17 protein-coding genes and 1 pseudogene are annotated in these 16,549 nt (G+C 69.6%); 8 read left to right on the top strand and 10 right to left on the bottom strand.

The genetic code is table 11. From position 1 onward, the window contains the following. A pseudogene (locus ABD401_RS01195) lies at window positions 1-372 on the bottom strand (PEP-utilizing enzyme); the annotation flags it as partial. 76 nt (window positions 373-448) lie between these two features. On the opposite strand from ABD401_RS01195, the gene ABD401_RS01190 reads away from it, so the two are divergent. From ABD401_RS01190 to ABD401_RS01175, 4 genes are all read left to right on the top strand, one after another. Then, on the top strand, window positions 449-1,072 hold the full coding sequence (locus ABD401_RS01190; RefSeq protein ID WP_344600704.1) for a TetR/AcrR family transcriptional regulator: 624 nt from the start codon (window positions 449-451) through the stop codon (window positions 1,070-1,072). Then, window positions 1,069-1,605 carry a DUF488 domain-containing protein gene (locus ABD401_RS01185; protein ID WP_344600702.1) on the top strand — a complete coding sequence of 179 codons (537 nt, stop codon included), beginning with the start codon at window positions 1,069-1,071 and terminating at the stop codon, window positions 1,603-1,605. Before ABD401_RS01190 ends, ABD401_RS01185 begins: the two co-directional genes overlap by 4 nt. Before the next feature lie 26 nt (window positions 1,606-1,631). Next, window positions 1,632-1,991: a cupin domain-containing protein gene (locus tag ABD401_RS01180; protein ID WP_344600700.1), complete on the top strand. Its 360-nt coding sequence runs from the start codon at window positions 1,632-1,634 to the stop codon at window positions 1,989-1,991. Between the two features lie 77 nt (window positions 1,992-2,068). Beyond that, window positions 2,069-2,527, top strand: a complete 459-nt coding sequence (locus ABD401_RS01175) for a hypothetical protein (RefSeq protein WP_344600698.1) — start codon at window positions 2,069-2,071, stop codon at window positions 2,525-2,527. A 143-nt stretch (window positions 2,528-2,670) separates the two neighbouring features. Here the strand turns inward: ABD401_RS01175 and ABD401_RS01170 are convergent, their stop codons facing one another. Beyond that, the gene (locus ABD401_RS01170; protein ID WP_344600696.1) at window positions 2,671-4,632 is read right to left on the bottom strand and encodes an FtsX-like permease family protein; all 1,962 of its coding nucleotides are present in this window, start codon (window positions 4,630-4,632) and stop codon (window positions 2,671-2,673) included. Continuing rightward, complete coding sequence (locus ABD401_RS01165) at window positions 4,629-5,408, bottom strand: ABC transporter ATP-binding protein (protein ID WP_344600694.1); 780 nt, start codon at window positions 5,406-5,408, stop codon at window positions 4,629-4,631. Before ABD401_RS01165 ends, ABD401_RS01170 begins: the two co-directional genes overlap by 4 nt. Before the next feature lie 107 nt (window positions 5,409-5,515). Here ABD401_RS01165 and ABD401_RS01160 point away from each other — a divergent pair, with 107 nt between their 5' ends. From ABD401_RS01160 to ABD401_RS01150, 3 genes are all read left to right on the top strand, one after another. Beyond that, complete coding sequence (locus tag ABD401_RS01160) at window positions 5,516-6,760, top strand: sensor histidine kinase (protein ID WP_344600692.1); 1,245 nt, start codon at window positions 5,516-5,518, stop codon at window positions 6,758-6,760. Further along, window positions 6,757-7,431, top strand: a complete 675-nt coding sequence (locus tag ABD401_RS01155) for a LuxR C-terminal-related transcriptional regulator (protein ID WP_344600690.1) — start codon at window positions 6,757-6,759, stop codon at window positions 7,429-7,431. The genes ABD401_RS01160 and ABD401_RS01155 overlap by 4 nt, the downstream gene beginning before the upstream one ends. 149 nt (window positions 7,432-7,580) lie before the next feature. Continuing rightward, window positions 7,581-8,264, top strand: a complete 684-nt coding sequence (locus ABD401_RS01150) for a hypothetical protein (RefSeq protein WP_344600688.1) — start codon at window positions 7,581-7,583, stop codon at window positions 8,262-8,264. Between the two features lie 65 nt (window positions 8,265-8,329). Here ABD401_RS01150 and ABD401_RS01145 read toward each other — a convergent pair whose 3' ends face one another. From ABD401_RS01145 to ABD401_RS01115, 7 genes are all read right to left on the bottom strand, one after another. Beyond that, window positions 8,330-9,688 (bottom strand): hypothetical protein, encoded by a 1,359-nt coding sequence (locus tag ABD401_RS01145; protein WP_344600686.1) that lies wholly within the window; start codon window positions 9,686-9,688, stop codon window positions 8,330-8,332. Further along, on the bottom strand, window positions 9,685-10,383 hold the full coding sequence (locus ABD401_RS01140; protein WP_344600684.1) for an ABC transporter ATP-binding protein: 699 nt from the start codon (window positions 10,381-10,383) through the stop codon (window positions 9,685-9,687). The genes ABD401_RS01145 and ABD401_RS01140 overlap by 4 nt, the downstream gene beginning before the upstream one ends. Beyond that, window positions 10,376-11,158 carry an ABC transporter ATP-binding protein gene (locus ABD401_RS01135; RefSeq protein WP_344600682.1) on the bottom strand — a complete coding sequence of 261 codons (783 nt, stop codon included), beginning with the start codon at window positions 11,156-11,158 and terminating at the stop codon, window positions 10,376-10,378. The genes ABD401_RS01140 and ABD401_RS01135 overlap by 8 nt, the downstream gene beginning before the upstream one ends. Beyond that, window positions 11,155-13,263, bottom strand: a complete 2,109-nt coding sequence (locus ABD401_RS01130; protein WP_344600680.1) for a branched-chain amino acid ABC transporter permease — start codon at window positions 13,261-13,263, stop codon at window positions 11,155-11,157. The genes ABD401_RS01135 and ABD401_RS01130 overlap by 4 nt, the downstream gene beginning before the upstream one ends. Next, window positions 13,260-13,664, bottom strand: coding sequence for a hypothetical protein (locus ABD401_RS01125; protein WP_344600678.1), 405 nt, complete (start codon window positions 13,662-13,664; stop codon window positions 13,260-13,262). Before ABD401_RS01125 ends, ABD401_RS01130 begins: the two co-directional genes overlap by 4 nt. Window positions 13,665-13,752: 88 nt before the next feature. After that, window positions 13,753-14,085, bottom strand: a complete 333-nt coding sequence (locus ABD401_RS01120) for a hypothetical protein (protein ID WP_344600676.1) — start codon at window positions 14,083-14,085, stop codon at window positions 13,753-13,755. Between the two features lie 151 nt (window positions 14,086-14,236). After that, entirely contained in the window at window positions 14,237-15,808 is a 1,572-nt protein-coding gene (locus ABD401_RS01115) for an ABC transporter substrate-binding protein (protein ID WP_344600674.1), read from the bottom strand. A 491-nt stretch (window positions 15,809-16,299) separates the two neighbouring features. Between ABD401_RS01115 and ABD401_RS01110 the strand changes: the two genes are divergently transcribed. Further along, window positions 16,300-16,524 (top strand): ferredoxin, encoded by a 225-nt coding sequence (locus ABD401_RS01110; RefSeq protein WP_344600672.1) that lies wholly within the window; start codon window positions 16,300-16,302, stop codon window positions 16,522-16,524. Window positions 16,525-16,549 lie beyond the last annotated feature (25 nt).

Here is a 16,549-nt window from a genome sequence, read left to right as displayed (position 1 = left end):
GACGACCGGGTAGCGCCGGCGCATCGGCGCGGACTGGATCCCCGGCCGGACGGTGCCGAAGAACTCGCGCTCGAGGGCGTCGCCGGACTGGCCGGGGCTGCGGTCGGCCATCGCCCGGAACTGGTCGAGGTTGATCGCCGCGCGGCCACGGAAGATCCCGATGAAGCGCTCGTCCGGATCGGCGGGCCAGGTGATCTCGCTGCGACGCAGCACGCCGAGCTCCCAGAAGGCGGTGCGGATGCTGCGTTCCACGACGGGGGCGTAGAGCGTCCACGTCAGCGGCGTGATCACGCCGGGCAGCGCCTCGGCCGCGTTCACGCGCGTCCAGAAGGTGGTGGGGCCGGTCCGGGTATCGATCGGGTCGTCGACCATGACGCTGCACGTTACACAAATAGTGTGTTTTGTGTAACCCCTCGCCGCCGGACCGCCGCGACTAGGCTGGGGTTCGATGACCACCCCGGATCTCGCCGCCGAACGCGGCCGTATCTTCAAGGCTGCCGTCGCGTGCTTCTCCCGTTACGGCCTGCGCCGCACGACCATGGACGACGTCGCCAACGCGGCTGACGTCTCCCGTAAGACCGTCTACAACTACTTCACCAACAAGAGTGCGCTGATCGCCGAGGTGATCTTCGACGAGGCCCGCCGGGTGAACGCCCGGGCCCGACGGCGCCTCGATCTGGACCTGCCGTCACCCGAGCTCCTGGTGGAGGCGGAGCTGGAGCTGCTGGCGTCGGCGCGCCGGTCGAGCTACGTGGAGATCCTGCTGAACCCCACGGACTTCCGCACCGCGAGCGAGGTGATCGAGCGCTCCGACCGCGTCGCGGAGGTCCAGCACGAGTACTGGGCCCCGATCCTCGACCGCATCGCCGACCGCGGCGACCTGCCGGCCGACACCGACCGGGCCGAGCTCGTGGCCTGGCTGACCTTCGTCCACGTCTCGCTCTGCGTGCGGCCGGCGGGAGCGGACCGCACGCAGGTCCAGCGGATGCTGACCCGGTTCCTCGCACCGGGCATCCTCGCCCCGGTGGCCAGTCCCGCGGGCCGTGCCGTCGCCGGCCCGGGCGGCCGGTGATCCGAACCGCCGGGCACGGCACGGCCACTCAGGCCGAACTCACGGACCTGTTCCGCGAGGCCGGGATCACCCACGTGGTGGACGTCCGACGGTTCCCCGGCAGCCGGCGACACCCACACGTGGGGCGGGACCGGATGGCGGAGTGGCTCCCGGCGGCGGGGATCGACTACCGGTGGGTGGCCGAGCTCGGCGGGCGGCGGCGACCGGACCCGGATTCGCCGCACGTCGCGCTGCACAACCTGCAGTTCCGGGCGTACGCCGACCACATGGAGACGGCGGAGTTCTCGGCGGCGGTGGGCGACCTCCTGGAGCTCGCCGGTTCGAGCGCGGCCCTGGTGATGTGCTCGGAGTCGGTGTGGTGGCGCTGCCACCGCCGGCTGCTCGCGGACCACCTCGTTCTGGTGTCCGGGATCTCCGTCGAGCACCTGTTCCACGACGGGCGGCTCGTGGCCCATCCCGTGACCACCGGCGCTCGGCCCGCCGGGGACCACGTCGTCTACGACGCGGTCCCGGACGAGCCCGCGGACCCGTGACCAGGTCGGCGGCGTAGCTTGCCCGCATGGATGCGGACGAGCCACGGGTACTGGTCAACACGCGACGACTGGAGCCGACGGTCACGGCCGGAGCGGCCTGGAAGCTGCAGGAGAGCCGGCGCGACCTCGACTCCAACGTCATCGTCCTCCCGCCGGGCGGCGGGATCGACGCGCACGACGGTCCACCGCTCGATGTCCTCGTGCACGTTCTCGACGGGTCCGGGGAGCTCGGGACCGACCGCGGGCCGATCGCCCTGGAGCCGGGCGCGCTGGTGTGGCTCCCCCGCGGATCGCGACGCCAGTTCACCGCAGGCCCGGACGGGCTCCGCTACCTGACCGTCCATCAGCGCCGGCAGGCCCTGACGCTGGAGCCGTTCTCGGGGTAAGACCGCCACCTTTCTAAAACACAATCTCATTGACGGAAGAAGTCCGTCCGAGAACTGTGTTCGGGAAAGGACGTTCCATGACCACCACCAGCGGCCGGCCCGCACTTACGCGCGGCCGGCTGACGACGGAGCGGGACGCCGGCTTCGAGGCGTTCTGGATGCTGCGCCTCGCGTTCACCGTCGCCCCGATCGCCTTCGGGCTCGACAAGTTCTTCGACGTCCTCGTCGAGTGGGAGATCTACCTCGCCGACGACCTCGTCCGTTGGCTTCCCGGCGACGCGACCGAACTCATGTACGCGGTCGGCGTGATCGAGATCGTCGCGGGCGTTGTCGTGTTCCTGCGCCCGCGCTTCGGATCGTTCCTCGTCGCCGCGTGGCTGCTGGGGATCATCGTCGACCTGCTCATGGTGGGCGACTTCTACGACGTCGCCCTCCGCGACTTCGGCCTCCTCCTCGCCGCCCTCACCCTCGCCCGCCTCGCCGCGACCTACGACCCCGACCCCCTCCTCACCCGGCCGGCGATCCTCCGCCACTGAGCCCCCTCGCCCCTGCACTGGAGATGACATCTCTAGTGCAGGACCCCGGCCTCGTTGGAGATGACATCTCCACTGCAGGACCCCGATCTCGTTGAAGATGACATCTCCACCGCAGGACCCCGGTCTCGTTGGAGATGTCATCTTCAGGGGGCGGGGTGGCGGGCGCCGGCGAGGGCGGCGGCGGTCGCGAGGAGGCCGCAGGTCGCGACGATCCCCAGCAGCGGGAGCCACGGGACCGTGACGGCCGCCGTGACACCGGTCCCGACGAGGTCGGTGGCGATCGCGTGGCGGACGAGGAGGCCGAGCCCCACCGCGGTGATCCCGCCGAGGACGAGGCCGGCGGCGGTGATGAACCCGGCCTGCCAGATCGCGGCGCGGCGGAGCTGGTCCGGGGTCGCGCCGAGCAGGGTCAGCGTCCGAACCTGGCGGCGGCGCTGGGTCGCGCCGATCAGGGTCGTGTTGACGACGGCGATCGCGGCGTAGAACCCCGCCGGCCCGAGCAGGATCGTCAGCCCGAGGTTGTTCGCCCGTCGCGTCTGTGCGGTGACGGCGTCGATCCACTCGTCGCCGGTGAACACGGTCGCTCCCGGGAGGTCCCGCTCCAGCGCGGCACGCGCCGCCTCGGCGTCGGCCCGGTCGTGGAGCATCACGAACAGTTCGGACGGCGGCGTGGCGTCGACCTGGTCGGCGACGAGGTCGGCCGGCAGCAGGATGTCGCCGTAGAGGTCGGGGGCGTCGGGAACGACCGCGACGATCCGCAGCCGCTGCTCCTCGCCGTTCAGACGGACCGTCAGAGAACCGCCGAGGCCCTTGCCCGCGTCGGTGGTCCAGCTGCGGGAGACCGCGACCGCGCGGCCGTGCAGGTCGTCGATGCTCCCCTTCGTGGCACGTAGGCCACGCGCGACGGTCGCCGTCGCGACGTCGACGGCGTCGACGTCCTCGCGCTCGAACCCGTCGAGGTCGACGTGGATCGGCACGACGTGGCGCTGGTCGACGAGGCGGACCGCCGGGTTGTCCCGCACCCGCGTCAGGGCCTGCTGGTCACCGTCGGTCTGGACGACGAGCGGGGCGCGAAGGTGTGCGCGGTCGAGCGCGGAGGTCCAGTCGGCGGTGAAGCTGAGCGCGAGGAGCATCGACCCGGCGATCGCGGAGATGGCGAGCACCGGCGCGGCCACCGAGGCCGTCGTGCGCACACCCGCGCGCAGTTCGTCGCGCGCGATGCGGGCCGCGACGTCACGCGCCACGAACGGCCGTGCCACCAGCCCGGCGACGCGCGGGATCAGGAACGGACCGAAGCACATCAGCCCGATCACGACGAACTCCGGCAGCAGCACCGCGGCGATCAACGCGAACAACGGGCCCGTGCGGTCGGCGTAGATCACCGCGACGACGGCGGTGGCGACGACGCCCCCGAGGCAGAGGCTCCCGACGATCCACTGCGCGAGACTGGGCCGGCCGCGTTCGATCACCGCCTCGCGCAAGGCGGCCGTCGGCGGGACCTTCGCCGCCCGTCGCGAGGACCGCCACGCCCCGAGCAGGGCGACGGCCATCCCCGTCGGCGCCGCGATCGACCACGCGAGCCAGGGCGAGGGCGCCACGAGGTGCTGATCGGCCAGCCCGATGTGCCGTACGAGGGCCAGCGCCGGCCCGGCGAGCGGCGTCGCGATCAGACACCCCGTCAGGGACGCGGCGACCGCGACGGCGAGCGACTCCCCCAGCACGAGCCGGCGCACCTGACGCCCGGTCGCGCCGACGAGCCGCAGCAGCCCGAGCTCCCGGCGGCGCGTGGCGACGACGAACCCGAACGTCGAGCCGACGACGAAGACCGCCAGAAACAGCGAGATCGCCGACATGATGCCGAGCATCGAGGTGAGGTCGTCGAGTTCACGGCGCTGGTCCTCGGTGGCCGCGGGGCCGAGGCGGGACAGCGTCGCGTCGACCGAGGCGAGCAGGTTGACCGTGGTCGCGATCAGCACGATGCCGCTGACGAGCGCGACGAACGCCCCGAGGTACGCGGGCCACGAGACGCGGACGGTCTGCCGGGAGAGCCGGCTCATCGGGCCGGTCAGCGGACCGGTGACCAGCCGCAGCGCGGTGGCGGTCATGCCCGCTCCAGCTCGTTCATGCGGCGGGCGATGGTGTCCGCGTCGGCGTCCCGCAGGTGCCCGACGATGCGGCCGTCGGCGAGGAAGAGCGTCTGGTCGGCGTAGGACGCCGCGAGCGGGTCGTGGGTGACCATGACGACGGTCTGGCCGTCGTCGACCAGGTTCCGCAAGAGGGCGAGGACGTCACGGCCGGTGGTGCGGTCCAGCGCGCCGGTCGGCTCGTCGGCGAACAGGACGGCGGGCCGCGTGTGCAGCGCCCGGGCGATCGCGACGCGCTGCTGCTGACCCCCCGACAGCTCCGGCGGGCGGCGCTTGGCCAGGTCACGGAGGCCGACGCGGTCGAGCGCGTTCAGAACGGCCCCGCGATCGACCGGCTGCCCCGCGAGCCGCGCCGGGAGCGCGACGTTGTCGAACGCTGTCAGCGCGTCGAGCAGGTTGTAGGACTGGAAGACGAAACCCATCGCGGTGCGGCGGAACTTCGTCAGGGCCGTCGCGTCGAGGCGACCGAGGTCGGTCCCGGCGATGCTGACCCGCCCGCGGGTCGGGGCGTCGAGCCCGGCGGCGATCTGGAGCAACGTCGACTTCCCGGAGCCGGACGGGCCCATGATCGCCGTGAACGTCCCGGGGGCGAACGCGTGCGTGACCCCGCGCAGCGCCTCGACGCTCCCGGCGCGGGAGCGGTAGACGCGGGTGACGGCGTCGAGCGCGACGGCCGGCCCGTCGAGGCTGTCGGCGTGGTGGGCAGCGGCGGTGCGGGCGAAGGTCGGAAGCGGCATGAATCCAGTGCACTCGTCCTCGCGGGCGCACACACGGGCCTGCGCGCCACGATCGAGGTAGCGCGTGCGCTACCGCGAACAGGCGCGTTCGCTTCTACGCTCGATCAGTGCCCCGCTCCCCCGACGCCTGGACTGCCGTCCGCGGCCGGCCGACGGCGTTCCTGACCTCGGTGTGGCCGTGGCGCTCGTTGGGCTACCTGCTCTCGACCGTCCCGATCGGCGTGCTGACGCTCGTGGTCCTCGGGGTCGTCGTGGGTCTCGGTGTGCTGACCGCCGTCCTGGTGATCGGCCTGCTGCTGCTCGCCAACGTGCCGCTGGTGACGACGGTCGTGGGCGAGCTCGAGCGCGCCCGGTTGCGGCTGGTCCTTCCGTCGGTACCGGCGCGCGCCGCCTCCCTGCGTGAGCGGGTCCGGACGTGGCGGACGCTGCCGGTCGCCTGGCCCGAGATCGGCTACGCGGCGCTGCTGGCGACGGTGCTGTGGGTCGTCGACGCCGTCGTGCTGACGTTCGCGCTGACCGTGCCGGTGGTGCTGGTCCTCGCGCCCGCGCTGGTGGAGATGGACGCGGTCGAGGTCGCCGGCTGGCGGATCGACTCCGGCGCCGAGGCCTGGCCGGCGGTCGGGGTCGGGGTGCTCGCCGCGGTCGGGGCGGCCTACCTGGTCACCGCACTCGCGAGCGGGCAGGCGGCCCTGACCCGGCAGCTGCTCGACCCGCCGGAGGCCCGGTTGGTCGAGGCCGTCGACCGGTTGCGGCGCTCGCGGGCCGGGCTGGTCGACGCGTTCGAGGCCGAGCGCCGGCGCATCGAGCGCGACCTCCACGACGGCGCGCAGCAACGCCTGGTCGCGCTGACGATGGCGCTCGGGCAGGCGGAACTCTCCCTCGTCCAGGGGCCGGCGCTCGCGCAGGTGCAGAAGGCGCACCGCCTCGCCGAGGAGGCGCTGGAGGACCTGCGCGCGACGGTCCGCGGCATCCATCCGCAGGTGCTCACCGACCACGGGCTCGCCGCCGCGATCGCCGAGCTCGCGGACCGCTGCGCCGTCCCGGTCCGCACCGACCTGCACCTGTCCGGCCGGCTGTCGGCGCCGATCGAGACGGCCGCCTACTTCCTCGTCAGCGAGGCGCTGACGAACGTCGCCCGGCACGCCGAAGCGCAGTCGGTGCAGGTGCACGCGTGGGTCGTCGACGGCGAACTGACGGTGACGGTCGTCGACGACGGCCGCGGCGGCGCGGACCCGGCCCGCGGCACCGGCCTGGCGGGCCTGGCTGCACGCGTCGAGGCGATCGACGGCACGCTGGAGGTCAGCAGCCCGCCCGGCGGACCGACGACCGTGAGGATGACATGCCCGGCATGACGGACCGTCAGTCGCTGCGCATCGTGCTCGCTGAGGACGTGGCGCTGCTGCGCGAGGGTCTGGTCGGCATCCTCACCGCCGCGGGGCACGAGGTCGTCGCGGCGGTGCCGGACGCCGACGCGCTGCTGGCCTTCACCGAGCGCCTGCAGCCGGACGTCGTGGTCACCGACATCCGGATGCCGCCGACGCACACCGACGAGGGCCTGCGCGCGGCGGTCACGATCCGCGCGCAGCACCCGAGGATCGCGATCCTGCTGCTGAGCGCGTACATCGCCGAGGCTTACGTCGGCGACCTGCTCGACTCCACCGCGCAGAGCGGTCACGCCGGCATGGGCTATCTCCTCAAGGACCGGGTCGGGCACGTCCGCGAGTTCCTCGACAGCCTCGACCGCGTCGCCGCCGGCGGGACCGTCGTCGATCCCGACGTCGTCCGGCACCTGCTCGCCCGCCGCCGCGACGACGGCCCCCTCGCCGCGCTGACCGACCGGGAGCGCGAGGTCCTGGGCCTGATGGCCGAGGGATACACCAACCCGACCATCGCCTCCCAGCTCTTCGTCAGCGAGGCCGCGGTCCGCAAGCACGTCGGCAACATCTTCGCCAAGCTCGACCTCGACCCCGACTCCGACCGCCGCGTCTCCGCCGTCCTCACCTACCTCCGCGGCGCCGGCTGACCCCTGCAGTGGGGATGCCATCTCCACTGCAGGCTGACGTCCGAAGATGTGGTCGCAATAGCAGCCACATCGTCGGACGCAAGAGCCTCTTGCGCCGATCGTGGCGGAGCGAAAGTCTGGCGCTCTCACCGCGACGACGAGGAGCTGCCATGCGTACACCCACCCTGTTCACGACGGGCGTGGTGCTCGCCGCGTTCCTGATTCCGGCCGCGGCGGAGGCGGCACCGACCGCGGCGGAGGCGACCGGGATCTCCAAGACGAAGGCGCGCAAGATCGTCAACGCGGGCGTCGTGAAGAAGACCGACGTCAAGGGCTTCACCGCGGAGAAGTACGTCGCCGACCCCGCGGACGGCGGCATCGAGAAGGCGCTCTACAAGTGCCTCGGCGGCAAGGCGCCGAAGGAGGTGCTGAGCAAGGACGGGCCGACGCTGTCGAAGGGCGCGTACACCATCGACTCCGGCGCCACAGTGATCGCGACCGTCAAAGCCGCCAGGGCGGACGCGAAGCTCGCGCAGTCCGAGAAGGCCCCGCGGTGCCTGAAGAGGGCCATGACCACCTCGGTCGAGCGGGACGGCGGAGTCGTGCAGCGCATCAAGGTGAAGGCGATCAAGATCGCCGTCCCCGGCGCGGACGTCGCCTTCGGGTACGCATACGAGTTCATCGTCACCCACGAGGACATCGCATTCCTGATCGTCGGTTACGACCTCAACGCCCTCGTCGGCCAGACCCAACTTAACGTCGGCCCCGCCCGCTACGACGGCGGCGACCCGAACCTCAAGCAGGCTCTGGCGCTGCTCGCCAAGAACGTCAAGCGGGTGCGCGCCGTCCGCTGAACCTCGGCCGAAAAGGGCCGCCTTCCGAACTTCGGAAGACGGCCCCGGCCAAGCGGTTCGAGCGGTCAGGCCCCCTTGACCGCGACAGCGAACCGGCTGAAGAGGAAGTGCCCTCCGAGGACTCCGACGCCTGCCAGGATCAGCATCCCGTAGAGCAACTCGGAACCGTTCCCGGTCTGGCCGGGCCGCGGCGCGAAACCGAGCGACTTCACGGTGTCCGCGTACGCCAGTTGCGTGTCGCCGACCACCGGAGCAACGGCGCCTGTGTCGGTGATGACGGCGAGCTCGGTCGGGACCGCGGCAGCGGACGCCGCGAGATCGGCGGGCAGAGCGGCGGGGTCGAAGCCGAAGGCCGCCGAATCCGTCGTGGCCCCCGCCGCGCTCCCGTCTGTGCTGGTGTCAGCGCTGGTGCTGTTGCCCACCCCCGCCGAGGTGCTGCCGCCGGAGGAGCCGAAGCCCAGCTTGGCGATCGCCGCGCCGACCTTGGCCCGCCCGAGGATGTAGGTGACCTGGAACGAGCCGCCCGACCCGCTCGGACTGGTCTGCGTCGTGGTGACCAGCAGACCACCGATCGTGTAGGTGGTCTTCCCGGTCTCGTCCTTGTCGGTGATCACCGGAGCCAGGTCGATCTGAATGCCCGCTGCTTTGAGCGCACTGTTGGCCTGGGCGATGGCCTCCTTGCTGTCCTGACCCTGGCCGGCGTAGCGGAATCCGTTCTGGTCGAACCCGAACTCCTGACCGTTGACAGAGAACCGCCCGAAGGTCTTGGCCTCGATCAGCGCCGGCTTGTTCACGGTCTGGGTGATGGACGCGATCGCGGTCGAATTGCCGACTTCCAGCGGGCCGGACACGAAGCCGGACGAGCTGCCGGACGCGACGGCCGAAACCGCGTTGCCCTGAACCGCAGTGGCAGCGTTGGCCGTCTGCTGCTGGTTCGGAGCAGCGATCTCCGCGGGCGCGCCGTAGGAGGCGGAGGACGTGGATGACGTCGTCGTACTGGCGGACTTCACCCGACCGTACCCGAACTCCCCCTCGGCCTCCGGAGTGCCCGAGGATGCCGTCTGCACGTACCCGGGCATCACGGCGAACGGTATCTGCAGTTCCGCAGCACCGAACTGGTTGGGCACACCGTTGATGGTGCCGGGCAGCGTCTGGACGGTGTTGCCGAAGTACGGCGACCCGGCAAAGCCCTTGCTGCCGCCCGAATTGGTGGTCTCGGCCGAGGCGGTCAGTGAGCCCGCGTCGTTCTTCGGAGAGGCCGGGATCTCGTCCCCGTTGACCTCGAAGTAGAACGCGTCGCCGCGCGCTTCGAGATTGAATCGGGTGTCGTCGGCGGATGCTGACCCCGGGAGACCGACCACCACGGCCGCGGTGCCGGCGGTCCCGAGAACGGTAAGGGCGAGAGCCCATCGGGGCGCCCTCACGATGCCAACGACCCGAGGTAGCTGTTCATGATTGTCTCCTCCGAGATCTCGCCGGGCTCACCGGCGAAGCTGATGCGTCCACGGTCGAGGATGTAGACGTAGTCGGCCATCCTCAGCGCTTGGCCCACGTACTGCTCGACGAGCAACTGGGCGACGCCCTGCCTCCCGAGATCGGCCAAGTAGTCGAATATTTCTTCAACGATCTTGGGCGCCAGGCCCATCGAAACCTCGTCCAGCAGAACGACCTGGGGATCGCTGACGTACGCGTGGGAGAGCGCGAGCATCTGCTGCTCGCCGCCGCTCAACGTGCGGGCGATCTGCCGAGCGCGCTCCTGCAGGCGCGGGAACGTGCTCGTCGCCGTTCTGAACCCCTTCTTGAACTGTCCGGCCGGAGACTGCAAGAGGATGTTGTCGCTCACCGTCAGGGACGGAAAGATTCCTCGCCCCTCCGGCACGTGGATGATGCCCTTCCGCGAGACCTTGAAGGCGGGGTCCCCCGTCACGTCCTGACCATTGATCAGAATCTGGCCGGAGTAGGGCTTGAGCAGCCCCGAGGCCACCCGCAGCAGAGTGGTCTTGCCGGCGCCGTTCGGACCCAACAGCGCGACGGTGGCGCGATCGGGAACCGTCAGGCTGACGTCCAGCAACACCGTGCCGTTGTCGTAGCCGGCCGTGATGTTCCTCAGCTCAAGCAACGGAGACCTCCCCGAGGTAGGCGGCCTTCACCAGGTCGCTGCTCAGGGCTTCCTTGGTAGTGCCCTGGTAGATGATCTTGCCGAAGTCGAGCACGTAGATCTGCTGGCAGATCTCCGAGACCAATGCCATGTCGTGCTCGACGATGAGAATCCCGTTCCCGGTCTCGCGGACCCAGTTCGTGAGCACCGCACCGAAGGCGTGGGTCTCCTGGACGTCCAGGCCTGAGGACGGCTCGTCGAGCAGCAGGAACTTGAACGGCGTAGCGATTGCCCGAGCCAACTCCACCAAGCGGCGTTGGCCGGTCGACAGATCGCCCACGATCTTGTCGCGGAGGTGCGTGATGCTGCAGTGCTCCATCGCCTGGTCCGCGCGCTGACGGATCTGTCTGGTCTCCTTCCGGTTGGAGTAGAGGAGACCCAGTGGCCGGAAGCTCGAGTAGAAGGCGGCCGGGCCGGTCCGCACGTTCTCCCGGACCGTCAGACTCTCGAAGAGTTCCATCCGCTGGAAGGTCCGTCCGAGTCCGTGGTGCGCCCGGTGCGAGGACCGGTGACCGTGGAGGTCCTGGTTCCCCAGGCGCACCGTCCCGGTCTGCGGCTGGTTCCAACCGGTGCACGCGTTGAAGAAGGTCGTCTTCCCGGCCCCGTTCGGGCCGATGAGGCCGGTGATCTGGCCGCCCTTCGCGTACAGCGTCGCGTCGTTCACCGCCGTGATGCCACCGAACCGGACGGTGACGTTCTTGACGTCCAGGTCCACGCCCGAGGTCTGCCGGCTCATGCCTCGTGTCCCTTCGTCCGAGCCGCACCGCTCCCGACGAGGGCGGGCTCGAGCTCCGGTATGCGGATGGTGACCGGTCGCACGGGGGTCGGGTTCAACCGCTCCCGCACGGGGCTACCACCACCGCCCCCGCCCTCCGGCGTGCGTTCGATCCCGCGCCGGCCCAGCAGCGAGCCGAGATTGAGCGCCGGGGCGACCGCGACGAAAATCGCCAGACCCCCGAAAATGACGCCGCGATAGTCGATCATCGTCGGGTTGTCGAACGGCGGATAGATCTTGATGACCTGGTACGCGAACGCCGCCAGCAGCGGCGAGAGGATCGGTCGCCGACCGCAGAATCCGAGGATCGCGACGAAGATCAGCGAGACCGTGTAATCGAACGTCCCGCCAGGGTTTCCGCTGGCCGACTGGGTGACCCCCGCCAGCACGCCACCGCCGACGCCGGCCATGAAGGCCGACAGGCAGAACACCGCGATGCGCATGACGTTGGTGTTGGCGCCGTGGGCATCCAGTGCCACCGGCGAGTCCGCCATCGCCCGGAGCAGCGTTCCCAGCCGGCTCCGCAGGAGCAGCAGAACGATCGCTGCCATGAGCACGAAGACCGTAAGGGCGAGGTAGTAGTAGTTCTTCTCGTCGCTGAAGTCGATCCCGAACAACGACGCCGCGGTTCCTTCCACGGCCTCCGTCCGCTTCTGCGTCGGCGGGACGATGAAGTCCTCACCCGGCCGGGGATGTTGCACGAGCGCGGCGCGGTCGAACATGACCGGTGCGAAGTAGAACGCCTGCTGCAACAGGATGCCGAAGCCGAAGGTGGCGACCGCGACGTAGATGCCCGCCAGGCGGATCGCCGGTATGGCCACCACCGCCCCGAACGGGACCGCCACCAGACCGCCCAGCAGGACAGCGACGGGCCAGGACACCGTCTTGTCACCGACCAGCGGCATCCACCCGAAGAATCCGAGCGTCATCAACTTGGCCGAGACCGTCGCGCCGATTGCGGCGAAGCCCAGGTGACACAGCGAGATCATTCCGGACATGTAAAGCAGCATCCCGAGGGACAAGAAGATGATCGCGTAGGCCATGAAGCCGCTGTAGACGGTCACGTCGGTGTCGGCAACCAGGTGCGGGACCGCGATCAGCACCAGCAGCAGCGCCCCCAGGCCGGTCGCAGTGACGGGCACCGGGAACGCCTTCGGTGTCTTGAGACGCCGGGCGTTGCGCACCCCACGCTCCGTCAGCTTCCGCGACGGCACGAGCAGGAACACCAGCAGCAGCACGATGAAAGGCACGTTGCGCGGCATCGACTTCAGGAACAGGGAGTCCGTCTGCTGCGTCAGCGAAGGCAGGTAGTTGACCAGGATGCCGATCACGAAGGCACCCGCCACCGTGAGCGGCAGGTTCTCGAACAGACCCAGCGCTGCCGCGCCGTACGCCGCGATGACGATCAGCACCAGCACGTTGACCGACACACCCAGCTTCGGCGCCAGGAGCATGCCGGAGATCGACGCGAAGCACGCGCCGAGCACCCAGGACAGCCGACGGACCGCCGACGGGTTGGACTTCTGCAGTGCCAACAGGTCCGGGTCGTCGACGACCGCAGTCATCGCCCGCCCCATCCGCGTCCGGCCGAAGAAGGCGAACAGTGCGAGTGACGTGGCGAGGCAGAACCCCGTGATCATCATGTCGCCGTAGGAGATGGTGACGTCCCCGACTCGAGGTCCGTTGGTCGGAAGGAAGTCGCCGCTCTTCTTGTCCGATGCGCCGTAGATCGCCGTCATCAAGGACTGGAGCAGCACGAGCAGACCGACGGTGGCTACGACCGTGGTGACGGTCGGAGCCGAGGACAGCAGCGTTGCCAGACGCTCCAGGAGTAGACCCCCGAGCACGCCGACCACCAGCAAGGAGATCAGAAAGGCCAGCGGCCAGGGCCAGGACTGCTCGACGTAGCCCTCGTAGAACACGTAGCCGCCCGTGGCCGCCAAGGCGCCGTGCGCGAAGTTGAACACTCCAGAGGTCTTGTAGGTCAGGACCAGCCCGAGTGCCGCCAGGGCGTAAACCGAGCCGTCCGCGATCCCGGGGACCAGGTAGTTCAGGAATTCGTTCATGGCCTGCACACCCCGCATGCCGTTCGGCCGGCGCGCTCGTGCGCCGACCGGTCCAGAGCCGGCCAGTCACGGCCCGCCGCCATCGCGCAGTCCGCCCGATGGAAGTGAGCCAAGCCTTCTCCCCCGGTCAGTAGGACAGAGCTCGCGGGAGCCGCGACAACGGCGGTCCGCTCCTGGGTAGTCGGTACAGCTCCGAGCACAGCGATCCGACGTGCCGTCACGGAACGGCGACCCGCGAGCAGCAGAAGCACCCCGGCCGCGTTGGCCAGAACGGCGCCGAGGATGGCGAGGTCAATGCCAGGAACCTGGTCGTCGTAGACGGTTTCGCTACTGACCATCCCCGTGCCCGTGAGGAACAGCGCCGCGCCGAGCCCGGCCAGCACGGCGTAGCCGAGGTACATCTGGGACGTCCACGGAGATGGCGACGCCATGTCCGCTGAGCCAACGGGCATGAGGGCCCGTCGCCGATCGGGATGCCCCAGCTGCTGGCTACGCATGGTGACGCGAGTTGGCCGCGTGAGCCAATCCCGCCTGCTCGGTCGTGATGTCCACAGAGGCCGGCGGCGTTCCGTGGGACGCACCGTTGACGGACTCGTCCGACCACTTCAGCACGCCGTCGCCGAGCGCGCGCTCGATCCGGTCCAGCTTGCGCCACTCGTCGCGCAGATCGGCGGAGATCCACAAGGTCGCCCCGACGCCGAGCAGGAAGATTCCGCCGATCCCGCCCGAGACGATGTAGCGCGTCTGCTCGGCGAGGTACTGCGAATCCGCGACACCCGCGTACCCGGCGAGAAGACAGATCGCACCCGCCAGCGTGCACACGATGGCGGCGGACCGATCCCATTGACTCCTGAGGACCTTCACATCCATGACTACTCCGAGAGCTAGCGCGACTGTTGTGGGACGGGCAGACGGCGCCGTGGGTCTCGGTTCCCCAGCTCAAGACCGAGACCCACGGCTGTTGCCGAGCGAATTACTTCTTGTACTGCGGGTCGCTCGGGGCGATCAGATCGGTGCAGGTGGGCTTCGAGGTGCCACTCGCCCAGCCGGTGTTGTCGGCGTTCGAGATCCCCGTCCACAGGCAGTACGGGACCCGCGGGTTCCCGTTCTTGACGAAGGTCAGCGGCGGCGTGAGTCCGCCCAACGTGGTCCACTTCTGGCCCTTGAAGGTCCAGAGCGTGTCCAGCAGCTGCTGCGTCGTCGGGTTCTCCGCCGACAGCCCCGCCGACGCCGCGACGAGCAGCGCACCGCTGGACCAACCCATCACCGCGGCGCCGCCGTTGGTGAAGCCAGGGTTGAACTTGTTGATCGACGCGTGCCAGTACTTCAGCGCGGGGGTGTCGTTCATGAACCACGGGAAGTGGTTCATCGAGACGTAGGCGTTGCCCAACCACTTGTTGCCCTGCAGGAACTGCTTCTCGTTGCCGACACCGAGCGGATACGGCATGACCTTCGGGAAGAAGCCCACCTGGGCGCACGAGCGGGCCACGCGGTGCTGCGAAGCAGCATCGAACGTCAGACCGATCGCCTCGACGCCGGCGTTCTTCATCGCCAGGCATTCCTGGACGTACGACGGCGCCGTGATCGAGACCTGGATCGTCTTCTTCACCGTTGCACCCAGCATCGGTGCGAGTTCCTTGAAGGCCCGGTCGTGCTGCTCGCAGGCGCGGGGCACTTCGAGACACCACAGCTGGCCGATGTTCTTCACCTTGAAGTAGTCGACCGCCGCCTTGATGTAGCCGTAGGCCGTCGACTGGATGCCCGACCCCATCGGGAACATCAGGGGGTTCGTGAACCACGTGTTGCTGGTCAGGTCCGAACCGATGACGGGGATCTTGTACTTGTTGATGATCGGCACGATCGCGTCGACCGTCAGCACCTGGATGTGACCGACGAAGGCCATGATCTTCTTCGTCTGGATCAGTTCCTGAACCCTCGCCGACGCGGTCGCGGGGTCACCCTGGTCGTCGCCGATGAACAACTCGATCCGGTGCCCGTTCAAACCGCCGCAGGCGTTCTGAGAGGCAACGAAGGTTTCGAGCCCGGAGCGGACCGGGCTCATCAGTTCTCCGATGACTCCGGACAGCGTGCTGACGTTGCCGATGGCGACCGGCGAGAGCGTCGCGGGCTTGCACGGTCCGTTGCCGCCGAAGATCGGGGCGGTGGCCACGAGCTTCTCGACCGCGGACATCGTGGCGGTCTTCCCCGCGGCGGACCCCGCTCCGCTCGACCCAGCCGCGGCTGCGGCCCCGGCCCCAGGCGCCTTGCCTGTCGTGGAGGCAACCGTCTTGTCGGCCGTCGCAGCGCTCGCCGGCGCGTCGCCCGGTGTCGTGGCCGAGCCCGGCGTGGTCGTGTCCTCTCCCGCCGCTTCGGGGACGGCCGCGGTGTCGGTACCTGCGGCGACATCGGTGCCCGTGGTGGAGGTGTCCGCCATGGGCAGGCCTGGGTCCGCCGCGGTGTCGATGGCAGAACCACCGCATCCGGCGAGAAGGGCGACGCTCGCCGTGAGGGCGATCAGCGATCGCGCCAAGCCTCGGGTAGCCATCTACGCCTCCCGCTTGAGGCCGTTGGTGCTGCGCATGTGGTGTGGAGGAGGGGCGGTCATCGCTCAGCTCATCTCTTGAAGGACGACGGAAGTCCGGGACCGGGGCGCGGGCCAGCGGAGGCGACGACGTGGGGCCTCCTGAGCGGGCGCGGAAGGCGAGACGAGGGTCAACACCCGCCCGACCTGCGAACACGCTAAGTATTAGGGCCGGGTGTGACGCAAATCATCCGTCTCGATGGGGCAAATCCTCATCCTTTGGACGGACTGTGCTCATCCCCTGCCGTTGGCGTCGCCGGCTGACGTCAGCGTCGGGACGCCTGACGGCGAGTACGTGACGACACGGGGAAGAGACACGCGACCCGCCAACCGGGGGTCGCTTTTCATCACACCGACGGATTCTCCGGTCGCATGCGATGGGGGATCGTGGCGCGGACGGAGGGTTCTCCTCCGATCCACCCACCGCCAATCGCCCAACGCCAACGGAGGCGTGCGTGTCGACGAGAGACGCTCTGACAGGTCACCTGCGGGTCGAGGCGGACCGGGCCCGGTGTGCCGGCCACGCCCAGTGTCTGCTGGCCGCCCCGACGGTCTTCGACGTCGACGAGACGTCGCTCAAGGTGATCCTCCTGGATCCCGAACCCGCCGAGGGCCTGCGGCCCGCCGTGCAACGCGCGGTCTCCATGTGCCCGATGGGCGCACTCGAGATCGTGGACTGACTCCCCTCTTGCCTGTCCGCCTCGT

It is taken from the genome of Sporichthya brevicatena, from assembly GCF_039525035.1.
Classification (GTDB): domain Bacteria; phylum Actinomycetota; class Actinomycetes; order Sporichthyales; family Sporichthyaceae; genus Sporichthya; species Sporichthya brevicatena.
Note: the sequence above shows the minus strand (reverse complement) of the source record. Positions and strands in the feature narration are given on the sequence as shown.

Bases quoted from the DNA above. Each gene is read 5' to 3' on its own strand.
- ABD401_RS01190 (WP_344600704.1), top strand. From the start codon at position 449: ATGACCACCCCGGATCTCGCCGCCGAACGCGGCCGTATCTTCAAGGCT.
- ABD401_RS01180 (WP_344600700.1), top strand. From the start codon at position 1,632: ATGGATGCGGACGAGCCACGGGTACTGGTCAACACGCGACGACTGGAG.
- ABD401_RS01175 (WP_344600698.1), top strand. From the start codon at position 2,069: ATGACCACCACCAGCGGCCGGCCCGCACTTACGCGCGGCCGGCTGACG.
- ABD401_RS01170 (WP_344600696.1), bottom strand. From the start codon at position 4,632: ATGACCGCCACCGCGCTGCGGCTGGTCACCGGTCCGCTGACCGGCCCG.
- ABD401_RS01165 (WP_344600694.1), bottom strand. From the start codon at position 5,408: ATGCCGCTTCCGACCTTCGCCCGCACCGCCGCTGCCCACCACGCCGAC.
- ABD401_RS01155 (WP_344600690.1), top strand. From the start codon at position 6,757: ATGACGGACCGTCAGTCGCTGCGCATCGTGCTCGCTGAGGACGTGGCG.
- ABD401_RS01150 (WP_344600688.1), top strand. From the start codon at position 7,581: ATGCGTACACCCACCCTGTTCACGACGGGCGTGGTGCTCGCCGCGTTC.
- ABD401_RS01135 (WP_344600682.1), bottom strand. From the start codon at position 11,158: ATGAGCCGGCAGACCTCGGGCGTGGACCTGGACGTCAAGAACGTCACC.
- ABD401_RS01130 (WP_344600680.1), bottom strand. From the start codon at position 13,263: ATGAACGAATTCCTGAACTACCTGGTCCCCGGGATCGCGGACGGCTCG.
- ABD401_RS01125 (WP_344600678.1), bottom strand. From the start codon at position 13,664: ATGTACCTCGGCTACGCCGTGCTGGCCGGGCTCGGCGCGGCGCTGTTC.
- ABD401_RS01115 (WP_344600674.1), bottom strand. From the start codon at position 15,808: ATGGCTACCCGAGGCTTGGCGCGATCGCTGATCGCCCTCACGGCGAGC.